The following is a 17,591-nucleotide window of genomic DNA, read 5'->3' as shown; positions in this document are numbered from 1 at the left end:
GCGACTGGAAGCCGGCGACTGGCGACTCCCCCCGCCCTAAAGCTCCCGAATCACCCGGCAGGGATTCCCTACCGCGAGGACCCCGGCGGGCAGGCTGCGCGTGACGACGCTGCCCGCACCCACGACCGTATTTTCGCCAATTGTGACGCCCGGACAGATGATGGCCCGGCCCCCAAGCCACACGCCGTCGCCGATGGTCACGGGCAGGGCGTATTCCAGCCCCGAAATCCGCGTCGCCGCGTCCAGCGGGTGCGTCGCCGTGTAGATATGGACCCCCGGCGCGAACTGCACGTCCGAGCCGATCTCGATGCGGTTGCAGTCGAGCATCAGGGCGTCATAGTTGATGAACGTCCGGTCCCCGACGAAGATGTTGGAGCCGTAGTCGCAGCGCAGGCTGGGTTTGATGACCGCTCCCTCTCCCAAATGGCCCAACAATCTTGTGAGGAGGTCGCGCCGCCTCCCGTCCTCGTCCGCCCCGGTGGCGTTGAACTCGGCGAGGAGCTGTTGCGCCCGCAGATGCTCCCCATACAGCTCTGGGTCGCTGGCGAGGTACAGCTCACCCGCCAGCATCTTCTCCCTCTGACTCTTCTCCGTTGGTATGGACAAGGAAACCCTCCCGGCGTGAATAATGCTGACCGCTGAAAGCTGACGGCTGACCGCTTGCCCTCATGCGGGGGGCAGGGGCCGCGTCTACCCGGTCCGCATGACCCCTGCCCGTCCAGTGACCGCCCGGTGCCCGGCTCTCCGGCGGCTGAGTCCCGTGCGTGGGCCACATCTGACGGCGGCCTCGGACTCTGGTGCCTCAGCCTGCGCCGCGAGCGGGGGAGAGGTCAAACCGGCTCAAGGTCGGGTAAAGGTGGCGCTTATTGATGACATGCGGGGGACTTTAAATCTGCTCCCCTTTCCCCAAGCGGCGTTCCAGTGGTTTTGCCAGGAGGAGGAAGCCGAGGGCACCGACTGATCCCACACCCAGGCAGCCCCACCACAACCCGTCGCCCACCTGACCCAGCGCCCAGCCGCCAAGGAGGGGGGCGAGAAGTCCGCTCAGGCCCCATGTCGCCCCCAGCACCCCGGCGTAAGTGCCGCGCAGGTGGGCGGGCGCGAGCGCAGCGACGACACCGGGTGCCACGGCGGCCTGCGCGACCTCCCCCAGCGTCCAGACGAGGACGGCGAGCGCGTAGAGGGGCGCAGTGTCGGCCAGCGCGTTCATTCCGAAGCCCACCCCCGTGAGGAGCAGGGCCGCGCTCAGGACGCCCGCCGCCGGGAAGCGCCCCAGCAGCCGCGCCGAGAACAGCCCGACCGCCACGATCAGGAGGCCGTTGAGCGCAATGACCCCGCCGTAGGTCCGCTCGTCCAGCCCGTCGGCGCGCATGGCGAGCGGCAGGGTCACGTACCCCTGCCCCATCACGACGGCGAAGAGGAGCGTCAGCGCCGCGAACGCGAAGAGCAGCGGTTCACGGCGCAGGACGGCGACGGCACCCGCCCTTCCCGTTCCCGCCGTCACCTGCGGCCTCGTCTCCGGCACGCCGAGGGCGATGAACCCGGCGTACACCAGCAGCGTTGCCGCGTCCACCACGAACAGCAGCGGGTACGAACGCGCGGCGATGGCCCCCGCCAGGATGGGGGCGAAGGCGAAGCCGAGGTTGACCGCCCAGTACATCAGCCCGTAGGCGCGGGTACGCTCCTCGGGCGGCACGAGGTCGGCGACGGCGGCGTTCGCGGCGGGGCGGTACATCTCGCCGATCAGGGCGAAGACGAAGGCGCAGTTCAGGATGAGCGGCAGACTCGGTGCGAACCCCAGCCCCAGCAGGAAGGGCGGGCTGAGCGTCAGCGCGAGAAGCATCACCCGCCGCCGCCCCAATCGGTCCGCCAGCACCCCGCCGCCGAGCTGCGCGAAGAAGCCGCCGAGGCCCAGTGCATTCACCGCCAGCGTCGCCTGCATGGGTGTCAGGTCACGCTGGGCAGTCAGGAACAGCGTCAGGAAGGGCACCACGAAGCCGCACAGCCGGTTGATGAGGGTGCCCCACCACATCACCCAGAAGGGGCGCGGCAGGCTGCCGGTGAGGGCGGAAAGGGAGGCCCGGAAGGTCACCGCCTCACTCTAGGACCGCACGCCGAGGCTGAGCGGGCTACGCTGACGGTGGCCCCGTCATGCCTGCCGAACACGCCCTCACCCCAGAAATCCGCGCGATGCTGGACGCCCTGCTCCCCGGTGTCCGGGCCGCCCTCGGTGGCGATCTCCTCGGCGTCTACCTGCGCGGCTCCCTCGCGCTGGGCGATTTCGACCCGGAGACGAGCGACGTGGACTATCTGGCCGTCACCGTGCGCCCGGTATCGGAGGCGCAGTTCGCCGCCCTCGCCAGGCTTCACGACCGGCTCGCCGCCCTGCCGGGCCGCTACGCGCACCATCTGGAAGGTTCCTACATCAACCGCGCCGCCCTGCGCTACTTCGGCCCCCACGAGCGGCGTCATCCGACGGTGGGGCCGGACTGGGCCTTCGGGTGGGGCGACCACGGCGGGAACTGGGTCCTCGAACGCTGGATCGTCCGGGAGCGCGGCGTGACCCTGCTTGGCCCGGACCCGAAATCACTGATCGCGCCCATCTCGGCGGAGGACCTGAAAGGCGGCGTGCGCGAGGAATTGCGCTCGTGGACCTCCCAGCCCGATGAACCCGCGTGGCTCCTGCGCCGCAGCTATCAGGCCTTCGCGGTGGAGACGATGTGCCGCGCGCTGTTCACCCTGCACACGGGCGAGTTACCGAGCAAACCCCGCGCGGTCGCCTGGGCGCTGGGCAGCCTTCCCGAGCCGTGGCGTGAACTGGCGGGGCGGTCGCGGGAGTGGCGGCGGGACGACACGCCCGGCCCGGCGACCCTGCCGGAGATCATGCGGTTCGTGCGGTGGGCGGCAGCAGAGGGGGAAGAGGCAGTCCGTCATCCCTGACTTCCGCCGCTTTGGGCGATTCGGGACGGCGGCACCCTCCCGACCATGCTCTCCTGCTCCTATGGACGCCCGGCTCCTCGACATCCGCCGCATCTACCTCGAACCACGGGTGCCCGAGTACGCGCGGGGCCGTGACATCCTCGCGCGCTTTCCGGGGGCCGAGCGCATAGAGGTTCCCTCCCACTGGAACATCCCCGGCCTGCACGGCAACGCGGGCCTCGTGCGCGACTGGGTGCGGCTCAAGCGGCAGGTCCTCGTGCTGGGTGTCCGCAAGACCTTCACGACCCGCGCCAATGGCCGCAGCGCCGACTGGATCGCCCCCGGCCTCGCCAACGGGTGCGCGCTCGCCTGCGCGTACTGCTACGTGCCCCGGCGCAAGGGCTTCGCCAACCCCATCACGACCTTCGTGAACATCGAGGAGACGCTGAGCGCCCTGCGGCGGCACGCCGAGCGCCTCGGCCCCAAGCCCGACCCCAATCAGGTGGACCCCCGCCTCTGGGTCTACGACGTGGGCGAGAACAGCGACCTGAGCGTGGACGCGCTGCTCTCGGACAACGTGCGCGACCTCGTGGCGCTCTACCGCGAGTTGCCGAACGCGAAGGCCTCCTTCGCCACGAAGTACGTCAACCGCGACCTGCTGACCTACGACCCACAGGGCAAGACGCGCGTGCGCTTCTCGCTGATGCCCGCCGCCACGGCGCGCGTGCTCGACGTGCGGACCTCTCCCATGCGCGAGCGCATCGCCGCCGTGAACGACTTCGTGGAGGCGGGGTACGAGGTTCACCTCAACTTCTCGCCCGTCGTCGTGTACGAGGGCTGGACCGCCGACTACACGGCCCTGCTGCGCGAGGTGCGGGACACGCTCTCGCCCCGCGCGCTCGGCCAGCTCGCCGCCGAGGTCATCTTTCTGACGCACAACCGCGCCCTGCACGAGGTCAACCTGGGCTGGCATCCCAGGGCCGAGCGGCTGCTGTGGCGACCCGGCCTTCAGGAGGTCAAACGCTCCGAGAACGGGGAGGAGAACGTGCGCTACCGCCGGGGCCTCAAGGGCGAGGCGGTGCGGCGCTTCACCGACCTGCTCGCGCGCGAACTGCCGGAGTGTCGGGTGCGCTACGCCTTCTGAGTGCCGGATGCGCGGGGAAAATCACCGGACCAGACGCCTTCTCCTCCTTGCAGTCAGAGACGGTGACAAGAAACGCTTGGGTCCTGCCCGGACGGCGGAAGTGCTCCTCTTCCCCGACCCGTCATCCACGCCGGGCGCTCGGGGGGAGGCGGCGGGCCTGTGCTCGGGCATGGGGAAGGGTCACTCTGACGTTCTCGGAGGAACGAGAGACGACATGGCGTCGCCCCTTCCCCCTCGGGGGGAGGCGGGCACACCACGGGGCCGCCCACCGTCTTCTGAGCGGACCTCGCTGAAACACGCGCTGAGCGTCCGTTGATCATCCTGCAAAACCCCTACCTTCGGGGCAGGACATGGACAGGCGCATACACCAGGCTCGCGGGGCGCCGTCCCACCATCCCACCCATCCCCAGGGAGAGACGCCCGTGACGCATTCGGTCATCACAGAAGAATTCCTGCGGCCCGACGCCCCCTCACCCGGCGACTCCCCCGACGTGCGGGTGCGGGTGCCCACGACCGGGGACCTCGACCGCCGGGCGCTGATGAACGGCGTGGTGCTCGCTGGTGCCGAGGCCGCCGCCGTGTGGCTGACCTCGGGAGTGGTCTTCCACCTCACGGTGACGCACGTGGACGCCCTGCCGTGGCAGCTTGGCTTCACGGCGACCTGGCTGGCGGTGGCCGTCCTGATGCGGAGTTACCCCGGCTATGGGCTGGACGCCAGCGAGCGGCTGCGGCGCACGGTGTTCTCGGCGCTGGCCGCCTTTCCGGGGCTGCTGGGCGCGGCGCTCGCCGAACACGCGGGGCCGGGCGCGGTGGCCCTGCTGCTGGGGCTGGGGCTGGGCCTGAGCGTGCCCGCCGCGCTGCTCGGGCGCTTTCTGGCGTCCCGGTTGCTGTGCCGGGCGAACGTCTGGGGGATCGACGTGGCCGTCATTGGGCACGGTGAGGCCGCCGCTCAGGTCACGGAGACGCTGCACAACGACTGGAGCCTGGGCTACCGCCCCGTGGCGGACGGGCAGGCGAACGTCGCCATTCTGGCGGTGCCCAACATTCCCTACGCGGTGCGCGACCGGCTGCTCGACGGGCCGCTGGCGCTGTTTCGGCGGGTCCTCGTGATGGTGAGCCAGCCTGCCTCCGACAGCCGCTGGGCGGGGTCGCACCACCTGGGCAACTTCAGCGTGCTGGAGGCGCGACGCCGCCACCTGGAACCGGGCGACCTGCGGCAGAAGCGGGCCTTCGACCTGCTGGTGGTGGCCGTGCTCCTCCCGGTCCTCCTGCCGGTGCTGCTGCTCGTGGCGCTCGCCGTGGCCGTGGACTCGCGCGGGTCGGTGCTGTACGGGGCCAACCGCATGGGCTGGCGCGGCAGCTCCTTCCGCTGCTGGAAGTTCCGCACCATGCACGAGAACGCCGAGGAGCGCCTGGCTGAGCTGCTGGAGCAGGACCACGAGGCCCGGAATTACTACGACCTCTACCACAAGCTTCCCAACGACCCGCGCGTCACGCGGGTGGGGGCGCTGCTCCGCAAGACCAGCCTCGACGAGCTGCCCCAGCTCCTGAACGTGCTGCGCGGCGAGATGAGCCTCGTCGGCCCGCGCCCCTACCTGCCGCGTGAGCGCCCCAAGATCGGCGTTCACGCCGACGTGATCCTGGGCTGCCGCCCCGGCATGACCGGCTGGTGGCAGGTGTCGGGCCGCAGCGGCACCCGCTTTCAGGAGCGCGTGCAGATGGACCTCCAGTACGTGCGGCGCTGGAGTCCCTGGCTCGACCTGACGCTGCTCGGGGCGACCGTCCGGGTGGTCCTCGCGCGCAAGGGGGCGCACTGATGTCCCGCTTCCGCTTCCAAGTAACCCCTTCCGGGGAGGGGGGCTGAGTGGGGGGCATTGTCGGGAGTGTGCGCCGACGACCCCTGCCCACCGAGGTGCTGGGGCTGGACGCTCTGCGGCACCGTGGGCCGGACGCTCAGGCGAGTGTGCTTGTAGGCGGTGCCCACCTGGGTCACACGCGACTGGACCTCGGCGGTTCCGCCGGCAGTGCCCAGCCCATCAGCGACGTGCATGACCTAGCCACCCTCGTCCTCGACGGGGAGGTCGACAACCACCGGGAGCTGCGCCGGGAGTTGGAGGGGCGCGGGCACGCGTTCGCCACCCCCTCGGCCCCCGAGGTCGTCCTCGCGGCGTACCTGGCGTGGGGAATGGCGGGCCTCGCGCGGCTGCGGGGGATGTTCGCCCTCGTCCTGCACGACCGCCGGGACGGCAACACCGTCCTCGCGCGCGACCCGCTCGGTTTGAAACCCCTCTTCTGGGCGCGTGGGCGCGACGGCTCGGTATTCTTTGCCTCGGAGGTGGGTGCCCTGCTCGCCTGCTCGGGCGTGGGCGTGGACCCCGACCTGACTTCGGTGCTGGAGACCTTGACCTCCCGCCACCCCTTCGGCCCCAATACCCTGTACGAGGGGGTCAAGCGGCTGGAGCCGGGCGTCGCGCTGGTCGTCGCCCCCCAGGCAAGCGCGGTGATTCGCGTGCGCTTCGGCAGTGTTGCCGAGGAGGTCGAGCGCCACCGCCGGGCGGGCACCGCTGTCACCCCGGCGGAGGTACGTGGGCGGGTGCTCGATTCGGTGGCGCGGCACACCCCAGGAGACGGGCCGTTGGGGTGTTTCCTGAGTAGTGGTCTGAACTCCGGCGTCCTCGCCCAGGTGCTCGCCTCGCGCGGTGGGGTGAATGGCGGAGAGCTGCACGCCTACGCTGTGGGCTTCGAGGGTGCTGTCTCGGAGACGAGCGAGTTGCCCGCCGCGCGCCGATTGGCCGAGGAGCTGGGCATGCGGCTGCACCCGGTCATGCTCGCCGCCTCGGACCTCGTGGCGCTCGCGCCGTGGTTGTCGGGGTCGCTCGACGGCCCGTTCGCGGAACCCGCCGATATCGCCCTGCTCAAGCTGTCCCGGCGGGCGGCGCAGGACGTGCAAGTGGTTTTGTCCGGGGAGGGTGGAGACGAGACCTTCGGGGGGTACCCGAAGTACGCTGTGGACGGGCTGGCCGGGTCGCTAGGACCGGCCCTGCGTCCCCTGCACCGCTGGCTGGGCCGCCGGGGCCGGCTCGGCATCGCCGCCGACGCCCTGAGCGAGCCGAACCGGGCGACGCGTTGGATGCGCTGGTTCGCCAACGACGACGCGCCGCCCGCGCTTGTGGGGGCGCTCGTGCGGGCCGGGGCGCGTCCTGGCCGCGCCCTGCACTGGGTGGAGGGCCGTCTGGACGCCTACCCCGAGGAGTGGACGGACCTCCAGCGAATGCAGGTCCTCGACCTAGAGGGCTGGCTGCCCAACAACCTGCTGCACCGGGGCGACTACACGGCCATGCAGGCCTCCCTCGAGGTTCGGCTGCCGCTTCTCGACCTCGCGCTCACCCCTTGGGCGGTGGCGCTGCCGGACGCGGCCAAGGTCCAGCGGCTGCGGGGCAAGTGGGCGCTGCGTCAGGCGTTTGACGATGCGCTGCCCCGAGCGGTCCTGGAGCGCCCCAAGAACGGCTTCCGCCTGCCGCTGGGGGAGTGGCTGGCCTCCGACCCCGGCCTGCGGGGCATGACGCGTGACTTGTTGTTGTCCCCCGGCGCGCGGCTGCGGGCCTGGCTCCCGGCACGCGAGCTGGAGGCGCTGCTCACCCCGGCGGCGCTCGCCCGGACGGGGGGGGCCAAGCTCGCCTGGACCGCCGTGTGCCTCGAGCTGTGGTTGCAGGCGGTGCGTGAGCAGGCGGTGGCCGCGTGAGGGCCGGGCGGGCGCGGCGATGCGGGGGGCGAGGGCACGAGCGGGCACGGTGGCTGGAGGAGGGAACGTGGTGGGTCGGGTGGGAGCGCGGCGGGAGAAACCTGGGTGGACGGAGACGGCGGGTCGGGGAGGGGGAGTCGCCCTTGCCTGACCGTCGGCGCCCACGCTCACCGCACTTCTACGGGTTGCCCCTGACCCCGGAGCGGCTCACGCACGCCGTGGAGGAGCCGACCCGCGCCGCCCTGCTCGCCGAGGCCGAGGAGGTCTTGCAGGGGTGCTGGCGCTTCTTTGCCTTCGCGGACGCGCCCTCCGGCCCGACGCTCGGCGGTTTGACTGACTGGCATCGCTGCGAGCTGACCGGGCACCGCGTGGGCGAGGGCCTCACGCCCGCCCCGGACTTCCGCGCACCCGCCGGGATGGGGGAGCTGAGGGGGATTTGGGAAAAGAGCCGCCACCACCACACCACCGTGCTCGCCCTCGCCTACGCCCTGACGGGCGACTCTCGTTACGCGGAGGGAGCGGCGGCGCGCATTCACGACTGGATAGGAGCCAACCCGCCGCTGCGGGGCGTGAACTGGTCGAGCGGTGCCGAGCTGGGCCTGCGCTTGATGTCCTGGGCCTGGTGTTTTGAGCTGCTGCGCCCCCACCCCAAGTGGGGGGATTGGTTCGGGCCGGAGTCCCTGCTGTGGCCGAGTGTTTACCGTCATCAGGTGTGCCTGGAGGCGTTCGGGGCGCGTCCACCGGGGAGCGGTGACCTGCTGGGTGGGCTGGCTGGGCAGTACGTGGCGAGCGTGACCTGGCCGGTCTTTCCGGAGTCCGCCGAGTGGCGGCGGGAGGCCAAGGCCAAGCTGATGCGGGAGGCGACCCTGCAATTTTTCGAGAGTGGGGTCTGCCGGGAGCGAGGCCTCGGGGCGCACGTGTTCGCCACCGAGGCGTTGCTGCTCCCGGCCCTGCTGGGGGAGAAGTGCGGTGACGCCTTTGACCCAGCGTACCTGGCGCGGGTGGCGCGGGCCGTCGCGGTGGTCGGTCGGTTGTGGGGCGTGGACGGCTCGCCGACGCCTTCCCATGACGTGGAGGAGCGGCTGAGCGTGCAACTCGAACCCCGAGCGGGGTTACGGGTGGACTGGCTGCTGCGGGTGGGCCGAGACTGGTTGGGCGTTCCGGTGCCGGAACCACGAGGCGACGAGTTCGTGCGCGGCGGGGCGCGGGCCGGGCGCGGGAGGGTGGTGTATAACGCCACCACCCTCCCGCCGTTGCCGCCCGTCCACCCCGCGTCTTCGCCCGCGCAGTTCGCCGCGATGGGCCGCCTCGTGCCCGGCAAGGGATTCGACCGCCTGCTGCGCAGCGTCCACCTCGCGCGCCAGGCGGGAGCCGACTTCCGGGTGAACGTGGCGGGGGAGGGACCCGAGCGCGGGCACCTGGAGACGCTCGCCCGCGCGCTCGGCCTGGAGGACACGGTACGCTTCGTCGGGTACGTCCCCGATCCTCATGGGTTCCTGGCACGCCACGACGCTTTTTTGCTCACGTCCACGGCGGAGGGCTTTGCCAACGTCCTCGTGGAGGCCATGTCCTGCCGCCTTCCCGTCGTGGCGATGGACATTCGCTACGGCCCTAACGAAATCGTCGTGCCGGGCGAGACGGGTTTCCTGGTGCCCGACGGCGACCTTTTCGGTTTTGCGGCCCGGCTGTCCGAACTCGCGGCGGCCCCCGCGCTGCGGGCGCGGCTCGGGACCGCCGGACGTGCTCGCGCCGAGGCCGTATTTTCCACAGCCCGCATGACCGCGCAGTTTCGGGACGTTTTCGCCCAAGCGGCGGGGCGGCCCCGCCCACAGAAGGAGGAAACGCATGTTCAGCATTCCTGGTGAGAGGCGTGGCCGCAGGGGAGACCGGACGGCGAGCGGTGGGCGGGTGAGCCGTCCACGGGTGTTGTGGATCGGTACGTCTGCCCGTGGCGGAATGTACGGGTACGTCGTGGCGATGCGGGCCACCCCGCTGTTTACCCGCTGGCGGGTCGGCTGGATCGCCACGCATGACGACGGCTCGGCGGGGCGGCGGCTCGGCCTTTTCGCCTCAGGCATGGCCCGGTTCGTCGGGCAGTGCCTGACCGCGCGCCCGCAGGTGGTCCATATCCACTCGTCGGCCTACGGCAGCTTCGCCCGTAAGGGGGTGCTGCTGTGGCTGTCCAGCCTTATCTTTCGCCTCCCTACGGTGCTGCACCTGCACGCGGGGGAGTTCCTGGATTTCTACCGCCGCTGCCCCGCCGGGGTGCGGCCCCTCGTGCGCGCCACCCTGGCCCGCGCCGACCGGGTGGTGACGCTCTCGCCCCACCTCTCCGCCGACGTGACGGCCATCGCGCCCACCGCGCGGGTCCTGGCCGTCCGCAACGGCATCGCCCTCACGCCCGCACCGCCCCGCCGGGACCGCCCGCCCCAGGTCCTGTTTCTGGGAGTCCTCGTCGAGCGCAAAAATCCCCTCGGGCTGCTGCGCGCCTGGGCGAGGGTGGAGCGTCCGCCCGGCGCGCGGCTGCGGCTGGCGGGGGACGGCCCGCTGCGGCCCGCCGTGGAGGCCCTCGTAGCCGAACTCGGCCTGGCGGACAGCGTGGAACTGCTCGGGTGGGTGGACGCGGAGCGCAGCGCGCGGCTCCTAGAAGAGACGGACATCCTCGTGCTGCCCTCCTACTTCGAGGGACAGCCCCTCGCCCTGATCGAGGGAATGGCGCGCGGGGTCGCCCTCGTGAGCACACATGTGGGCGGCATTCCCGACCTCATTGAGAACGGCGTGAGCGGCCTGCTGGTGCCCCCCGGCGACGACGACGCCCTCGCCGCCGCCCTCGCCCCCCTGCTCGCGGACGGCGAGTTGCGTCGCCGCCTGGGTGACGCAGCCTACGAGCATGCCCGCCAGGAGTTCAACATCGAGCATACCTGGCACCAGCTCGACGCCCTGTACCGCGAACTCGCGCCGCACGTCCGGGGCTTGGAGCCGCTGGAGGCTGTCTGAGAGTCCCTGGCTCCGCCCGGTAGGGGAAGGGCTTCGCCACGCTGCCGGTGAAGGCCGTCTTCCCGCCACGGGGCCAACTCCCGGGGAGGAGTCTTCCTGACCTCTGGCCGGGAGACCCGGTTGGGCCTTCACCATGCTCATCCACCGCTCCCCTAGAGAGAAGCGGGCCGACGATCTCTTCCCACCTCACCGCCCTCCCCGTCGGCGAAGCTGCTGCCAGACCGCTTGGCAGCAGTTCGATTTCATGATGTTCCGCATCCACAAGGAGTTCGCTGGTATGTCTGTCGTCGAGAGGAAAAGAACCGAGAGGCCGGATCGCCTTACATATGGGGAAAGGGGAGGGGAAACCGTCCCCCGACCTCTATGCCGCACAGCCCCGCCGAAGGGGGTGCCGTGCTGAGGCGTCTGCGGCGGCCCCTTGCCTGTCTCGCCGGGCTGCTCGTCGCCGTCGCTCCACCGTCCCAGGGAGCCAGTCCCCGGCGGGCCGGGGGAGACGTCACGCCCCCGACCATTACCCTCGCGGTGAGTTCCAAGAGCGTCACCGCTCGCGGCAGCCTCACCCTGAGCGCGACGGCGACGGACGCGAGCGGGATCGCGCGGGTCGTGTTCTACGACCGGGGTCGGTGGGTCGGCGAGGACACCACCGCTCCCTATACGCTCACGGTCGCGGCCACGTCGGCGCTGTCCGGGGAGCACGTCTACACGGCGCAGGCCCACGACCGGCGCGGGCGTCACGCCATGTCGGGCCGCGCCACGGTGGCGGTGAGCATCGCCGAGGCGTCCGCCGCCGAGTTGCTGCGGGACAGCCGCTTCGGTCAGGGGGCGAGCGCGTGGTGGACGGTCGGCGGCCCGGCCCTCACCACGTCGGGCGACCAGGCGTGCTTGCAGATCGGCACTCCCGGCGAGCAGCCGTGGGACGTGCTGCTCGGCCAGTCCGGCCTCCCGCTGGAGCGGGGCGGGACGTATACCCTCTCGTTCACCGCCCGCGCCGCCGAACCGACCGCCTTGACGGTGATGGTGCAGGGTGCCCGCCCGCCCTACCCGGCGCACTTCAGCCGCCAGGTCACGAACGTCGGTTCCGTTCCCCGCACCCACAGCTTCACCTTCCTGAAGACCGGGGGCAGCGATCCGGCGGCGTCGCTCCAGTTCAAGCTGGGCGGGCAGAAGGCGACCCGCGTGTGCCTGAGCGGGCTGTCGCTGCGCCGGACCTTGACCGGACCGGGCGCGTCCCCGCCCGACGACCGCGCTACCGTGCGGGTGAACCAGGTGGGCTACCTGCCCGGTGCCCCGAAGGTGGCGGCGGTCGCCCACGACTCGCCCGTGCCCCTGGGCTGGGTCCTGCGCGGCACCGAGGGAAAGGTCGTCGCCTCGGGTTTCACCCGCGTGTTCGGGGCGGACGCCGCGTCCGGCGACTTCGTTCACCGGGCCGACTTCACGGGCTTCCGCAGGCCCGGCGACGGGTACGTGCTGGAGGTCGCCGGGCTGCCCAGCCACCCCTTCCGCATCGCGGCGGACCTGTACGCCCGTCTGAAATACGACGCGCTGGCGTACTTCTACCACAACCGCAGCGGCGTTCCCATCGAGGCCAGGCACGTTGGGGACGCCAAGTGGGCCAGGCCCGCCGGGCACGCGGGTACCCCGACGAACGGCGAGGACCGGAAGGTGGGCTGCTTCGCGGGCCGGGACGGGCAGGGGAACGTCTGGCCGGGATGCGGGTACACGCTCGACGTGGTGGGCGGCTGGTACGACGCGGGCGACCACGGCAAGTACGTGGTGAACGGCGGCCTCTCGGCCTGGACCCTGATGAACCTGTACGAGACGACCGACCGTTCCGCGCGGACCAAGACCTTCCCCGACGGCAGGCTGCGTATCCCTGAGAACGCCAACGGGCGCAACGACCTGCTCGACGAGGCGCGCTGGGAGATGGACTTTCTCATGAAGATGCAGGTCCCCGACGGCCAGCGGCTCGCCCTGCCGGTCGGCGATCAGAGCGGAAACCTCTCCCGGCTGCGGCTTACCCCGGCCAATGCCTCGGGGATGGCGCACCACAAACTGCACGGGGTGCGGTGGACGGACCTGCCGAGCCGACCCGATCAGGATCGCCAGACCCGCTTCCTGTACCCGCCCTCCACGGCGGCGACCCTCAACCTCGCCGCCAGCGCTGCCCAGTGTGCCCGCGTCTTCGCCCGTATCGACGGTGCCTACGCCCGCCGCTGCCTCCAGTCGGCGCGCCGGGCCTGGAACGCCGCCGTTCGCGTGCCGAACGTCTACGCCTACGACAATTTCGAGGGAGGTGGGGCGTACGACGACACCGACCTGCGCGACGAGTTCTACTGGGCCGCCGCCGAGTTGTACACCACCACCGGGGAAAGGGGCTACCTTCAGGTGCTGAGGGCCAGCCCGCTGTTCCGCAACATGACCAGGCGCGGCGCGGATGAGGACCTCGCCTGGCGGGAGGTGACGGCGGCGGGCACCGTGACCCTGGCCCTCGTGCCGAATGGGTTGCCTGCCACCGACGTGGCGCGGGCAAGAACCAGCGTGGTCACGGCGGCGAACAGATACGCCGCCCAGGTGGGCGAGACCGGGTATCCCTTGCCCTTCAGCTCAGGGCGGTACCCCTGGGGATCGAACAGCAACCTGATGAACCGGGCGCTCGTCCTCGGCCTCGCCCACCACTTCACCCGGAACACGCGGTACCGCAACGCCGCCCTGGAGGCCATGAACTACGTGCTGGGGCGCAATCCCCTCGACCAGTCCTACATCTCCGGCTACGGCGAGCGGCCCCTCACCAACCCCCACCACCGCTTCTGGGCACAGCAATTGGACGGCAGCTTTCCCCCGCCGCCCCCGGGTGCCCTGTCGGGTGGGCCGAACTCCGACCCCGCCGACCCCACCGCCCTGCTCCTGAGGGGCCGCTGTGCGCCGCAAACCTGCTACCTCGACGACATCGGCACCTCGTCCATGAACGAGGTCGCCATCAACTGGAACGCTCCCCTCGCCTGGGTCGCCACCTTCCTCGACCAGACGGGACGGTGACGGAGGGGCGTCGGCGGGCGTCCGGGCCGCTCATCCCCCGCCGTCCGCCGGAGGATGAGGCGAGCGGGAGCGGTTAATTCACACCAAGACAGATTAGTTTGAATTTGGCATCAATGTTCCCTACGCTGACGGAATGCTGACCCGCCCATCGGAAGCCTGCCCGCAGGAGGTCTCCCCATGACCCTTGTGCCCCACCACGACGCGCCCGCGCTCTCGGGCCTCACCGATCAGGCGCTGCGGGTGCGGGCGGTGGAGGCGGCGAGCCTGTACGACGCGGGGACTTTGACCCACGTCCTCCACGCCTATATGACGACCGCCAGCCGCAAGGGCGCGCGGACCAGCCGCAAGACGCTGGATGCCTACGCGCTGGCCGTGCGCGACTTCGTGCCCTGGGCGCGCGAGAACGGCGTCTCGCTCCTGCGGCCCGGACGGCGCGACGGTGGGCGCTACGTGGCGCATCTGCAAACGCGCGCCTCGCTGGGCCGGGGCCGGGCCGGGCGTCTCTCCGCCGCTACCGTCGCCCAGTACGTCGCCGGGGCGCGGGCGCTGTACCGGGCGCTGCGCTGGGCCGGGGCCACCGACGCCCAGCCCTTCGAGAACGCCCACGTTCCCCCCGACCCGACCCCCGGTATCGTCCGCAATCCCCCCTACGGGCACGAGGTGGACGCCGCCCTCGCCCACTGCGACCCCCGGCTCGCCGCCCTCCTGCTGCTGTGTGCCCACGCCGGGCTGCGGGTCGGCGAGGCGCTCGGTGTGACGGTGGCCGACCTGCGCGGCGGGCGGGTCACGGTCCGGGGCAAGGGGGGCAGGGGGCGGACCGTGCCGCTCGGGCGGCGGGTGCGCGCGGCCCTCGCCCCCCTTCCGCCGGTGAACGCGGACGGTGCCCTGTTCGACTGGACCTACGCCCAGGCCACCTACCGCATGGGCCGGGCCTTCCGCGCCGCCGGGCACGGGGACGCGTGGCGGGGCTTCCACGCCGCCCGCAAGCACTCCGGCACCCGGCTCTACGCGGCCACGCGCGACTTCACGCGGGTCGGTCTGTTCCTCGGCCACGCCAGCGTGGACACCACCCGGCGCTACGTCGCGGTGCCGGAGGACGACGTGGCGGGGGAGGTGGAGGAGTTCTGAGGAGCCGTCAGCTCTCAGCGGTCAGCAGGGAGGGCCGGGCCGCTGCTCTACCATGCCGCATGACCCCCGACGAACGGGCCGCCGCCATCGCCGCCGAGTATGCCGCGCTCCCGGAGGTGCTCGCCGTCGCGCTGGGCGGGTCGCGCGCCGCTGGGAACGAGGACGCCGGTTCGGACATCGACCTGTACGTCTACAGCCGGGGGGAAGTGCCCGTGCCGCCGCGCCGGGAGATTGCCGAGCGCCGGGGTGAGCGGGTCGAGGTGGACAACCGCTGGTGGGGACCGGGGGACGAGTGGCTGGAGCGGGAGGGCGGCCTCCACGTCGACGTGATGTTCTGGCGGACCGCCGACGTTGGTGCCCACCTCACCGCCTCACTGGAGCGCCACGAGGCCCGGATGGGCTACACGACGACCCTGTGGCATACCCTCCGCACCTGCCGGGTTCTGTTCGACCGTGAGGGCTGGCTCGCGGACCTGGGGCGGCGGGCCGACCAGCCCTACCCGGACGAGCTGGCGCGGGCCATCATCGCCCTGAACTTTCCCCCCCTGCGTGGGGCGCACGGCGCATACCCCAACCAGATCGCCCAGGCCGTGAGGCGAAACGATCTCGTCTCCGTCAACCACCGCCTGACGGAGTTCCTCGCCTCGTATCTCGACATCCTCTTTGCGCTGAACCGCGAAACGCATCCCGGCGAGAAGCGATTGCTCACGCTCGCCGCCCGCCTGCCCCTCGTGCCCGCCAATTGCACGGGACAGGTCGAGCGGGTGCTGTCGTTCACCCCCGTCACCCTGCACGAGGTTCCGGAAGGGGTCGAGGCCATCGTGGACAACCTCGCCCGGTTGCTGGGGGAGCGGGGCGAGCTTCCGGCTTCCCACACCGCCGACGCTCGCCCCGCTTCCGTGGATTGACCCTCGGCTCATCCGTTCCCGCTCAGCCCGTCACCCCCTCGCGCAGGTCCACCGACACGGGCTGCGAGGGCAACTCCTCCCCCGTCTCCGGCGCGGCGCTGTAGCTGTGGGGGTCCAGTCCCCCGGCGGGATGGTCGAGCAGGTTGAAGGTCCCGCGTGTGAAGTGGGTGACGGCCCCCCCCAGACTCTCGGTCAGTGTGAGCGGGCGGTCGGGCGTGCTGATCTCCAGCGACCGCCGCAGCAGGTCCAGCCCCGCCCCGTCGAGCATCCCGATGGGGTCGCTGCTCGCCCGCACGCCGCCGATCACGTCGAGGAGGCCCAGCAGCGCGCCGCGCTCGTGGTCGCCCAGCAGGCTGCGCTCGCGCCGGGCGATCATCACGTCGGGGTCGGGGCCGTACCACGCGTGCTGATACCAGCGCGAGAGGGCCGTGTGCAGGGCGGTGCGCGCACTCGGCACCGATCCGTCCCCCAGGAAGACCCGCCGCGCCTCCTCATCCCAGATCGGGGCCACGTCCGGCCCGGTCCGCATCGCGTCCACGAGGCCGATGCTCGTCGCCAGCGGTGCCCCGCACCCCAGCAGGAAGCCGTCTTCCCCCAGGCCGTCGCGCAACGCCTGAAGGCCCCGGCGGTACGCCTCCGCGCGGCCCACACCGGGGTCGTGCCGCCGCCCCGGATGCGACGCCGCGTACAGGAAGTCGATCTTGAGGTAGTCGTACCCCCACGCCCGGCAGGTCGCCGCGAGGTCGCGCAGCCAGCTCAGGGCCTCCGGGTGCGTCGTGTCGAGCGCGTGGTACGGCCCGCCCCAGTTGTTCCCGAGGAGGAGCGGTGAGCCGTCCTCGTCCCCCAGCAGCCAGTCGGGATGGTCGCGCCGGAGCCTGGAATGCGGCCCCACCAGGAACGGGGCGAGCCACAGCCCCGCCCGGAAGCCCAGTTCCCCGAGCCGCGCCGGAAGGTCCCGCGCGTGCCCCCCGAACCCGTCACTCGCATCGAACCAGTCCCCGAGGTCCGCCTGAAAGCCGTCGTCGAGCTGGAACACGTCGAAGGGCAGGCCATGTTCGCGCGCCAGCCGGGCGTTTTCCAGCATGTGCTCCAGCGTGACGCCCCGGTAGTACGAGTACCAACTGCACCACACCCGCAGCGGCGCGGGGGACCTGGCCCCCATGTTCGCGCCGAGCCGGCCCGCCAGCCGCTCCACCGTCCCCAGCACGTCGTCCGTCTCCTCGAAGGCCACCTCCACCTCCGGCCCCTCCAGCGTGCAGGTCAGCTCCACCGCCTCCCCGTTCGCCCGCGCCTCCCACTGGGCGAAGGTCCGCGTGGCGTCCAGCAGGCAGCCCACCCAGCCGCCGCCATCCGGGCGCACGAGCGCGATCAAGGTATGCGAGCGCCACACGCCCGCCTCGCCGCTGGGGGGAAAGGCGGGGTCCTGCCCCTGATCGAGCATCCACTCCAGCAGGGCGCGGGGCTGGGTGTCCGTCAGGGGCCGCACCTCGGCCTCGCTCCACGACTGGTAGCCGCTCGTCAGGACGCGCAGGGATTCGGGAGGAAAGGGCAGGGTCCAGCGGTGGGAGGTAGGTGGGGTGGTCATGGGTGGGACTCCTGAGTGGGGGCGGGGGAAGTGGTGAGGGGCGGGCGGTCAGCCGTCAGCCCTCAGCGGTCAGCCAGGCGGCGGCGGGAGGAGTGTCGTTGTGGAGGGAAAGGAAAGTGGAACCGCGTCGGA

The 17,591-nt window shown here is 71.6% G+C and carries 12 protein-coding genes; 9 read left to right on the top strand and 3 right to left on the bottom strand.

All coding sequences use genetic code 11. The features are described from left to right. Positions 1 to 36: 36 nt before the first annotated feature. Positions 37 to 606: a sugar O-acetyltransferase gene (locus V3W47_RS03105; protein ID WP_331823703.1), complete on the bottom strand. Its 570-nt coding sequence runs from the start codon at positions 604 to 606 to the stop codon at positions 37 to 39. 280 nt (positions 607 to 886) lie between these two features. Continuing rightward, positions 887 to 2,092, bottom strand: a complete 1,206-nt coding sequence (locus V3W47_RS03100; protein WP_331823702.1) for an MFS transporter — start codon at positions 2,090 to 2,092, stop codon at positions 887 to 889. Positions 2,093 to 2,151: 59 nt separating this feature from the next. On the opposite strand from V3W47_RS03100, the gene V3W47_RS03095 reads away from it, so the two are divergent. From V3W47_RS03095 to V3W47_RS03055, 9 genes are all read left to right on the top strand, one after another. Then, positions 2,152 to 2,940 carry an aminoglycoside adenylyltransferase domain-containing protein gene (locus tag V3W47_RS03095; protein ID WP_331823701.1) on the top strand — a complete coding sequence of 263 codons (789 nt, stop codon included), beginning with the start codon at positions 2,152 to 2,154 and terminating at the stop codon, positions 2,938 to 2,940. Positions 2,941 to 3,001: 61 nt separating this feature from the next. Further along, positions 3,002 to 4,063 carry a spore photoproduct lyase family protein gene (locus V3W47_RS03090; RefSeq protein ID WP_331823700.1) on the top strand — a complete coding sequence of 354 codons (1,062 nt, stop codon included), beginning with the start codon at positions 3,002 to 3,004 and terminating at the stop codon, positions 4,061 to 4,063. Positions 4,064 to 4,485: 422 nt separating this feature from the next. Further along, entirely contained in the window at positions 4,486 to 5,880 is a 1,395-nt protein-coding gene (locus V3W47_RS03085; RefSeq protein ID WP_331823699.1) for a sugar transferase, read from the top strand. Positions 5,881 to 5,927: 47 nt separating this feature from the next. Beyond that, positions 5,928 to 7,805 carry an asparagine synthase (glutamine-hydrolyzing) gene (gene asnB / locus V3W47_RS03080; protein ID WP_503623863.1) on the top strand — a complete coding sequence of 626 codons (1,878 nt, stop codon included), beginning with the start codon at positions 5,928 to 5,930 and terminating at the stop codon, positions 7,803 to 7,805. 143 nt (positions 7,806 to 7,948) lie between these two features. After that, positions 7,949 to 9,670: a glycosyltransferase gene (locus V3W47_RS03075; protein WP_331823697.1), complete on the top strand. Its 1,722-nt coding sequence runs from the start codon at positions 7,949 to 7,951 to the stop codon at positions 9,668 to 9,670. Continuing rightward, positions 9,651 to 10,802 carry a glycosyltransferase family 4 protein gene (locus tag V3W47_RS03070; protein ID WP_331823696.1) on the top strand — a complete coding sequence of 384 codons (1,152 nt, stop codon included), beginning with the start codon at positions 9,651 to 9,653 and terminating at the stop codon, positions 10,800 to 10,802. Before V3W47_RS03075 ends, V3W47_RS03070 begins: the two co-directional genes overlap by 20 nt. 393 nt (positions 10,803 to 11,195) lie before the next feature. After that, positions 11,196 to 13,838 carry a glycoside hydrolase family 9 protein gene (locus V3W47_RS03065; RefSeq protein ID WP_331823695.1) on the top strand — a complete coding sequence of 881 codons (2,643 nt, stop codon included), beginning with the start codon at positions 11,196 to 11,198 and terminating at the stop codon, positions 13,836 to 13,838. A gap of 177 nt (positions 13,839 to 14,015) precedes the next feature. Then, entirely contained in the window at positions 14,016 to 14,966 is a 951-nt protein-coding gene (locus V3W47_RS03060; RefSeq protein ID WP_331823694.1) for a tyrosine-type recombinase/integrase, read from the top strand. Between the two features lie 59 nt (positions 14,967 to 15,025). Then, a complete protein-coding gene (locus tag V3W47_RS03055) occupies positions 15,026 to 15,874 on the top strand; it encodes a nucleotidyltransferase domain-containing protein (RefSeq protein ID WP_331823693.1) in 849 nt (282 codons plus the stop codon). Positions 15,875 to 15,896: 22 nt separating this feature from the next. On the opposite strand, the gene V3W47_RS03050 is transcribed toward V3W47_RS03055, so the two are convergent. Then, positions 15,897 to 17,459, bottom strand: coding sequence for a glycoside hydrolase family 36 protein (locus tag V3W47_RS03050; protein WP_331823692.1), 1,563 nt, complete (start codon positions 17,457 to 17,459; stop codon positions 15,897 to 15,899). Between the last annotated feature and the right edge of the window lie 132 nt (positions 17,460 to 17,591).

The organism is Deinococcus sp. YIM 134068, from assembly GCF_036543075.1.
Taxonomy (GTDB): Bacteria; Deinococcota; Deinococci; order Deinococcales; family Deinococcaceae; genus Deinococcus; species Deinococcus lichenicola.
This window is presented reverse-complemented; position numbering and strand designations above follow the sequence as displayed.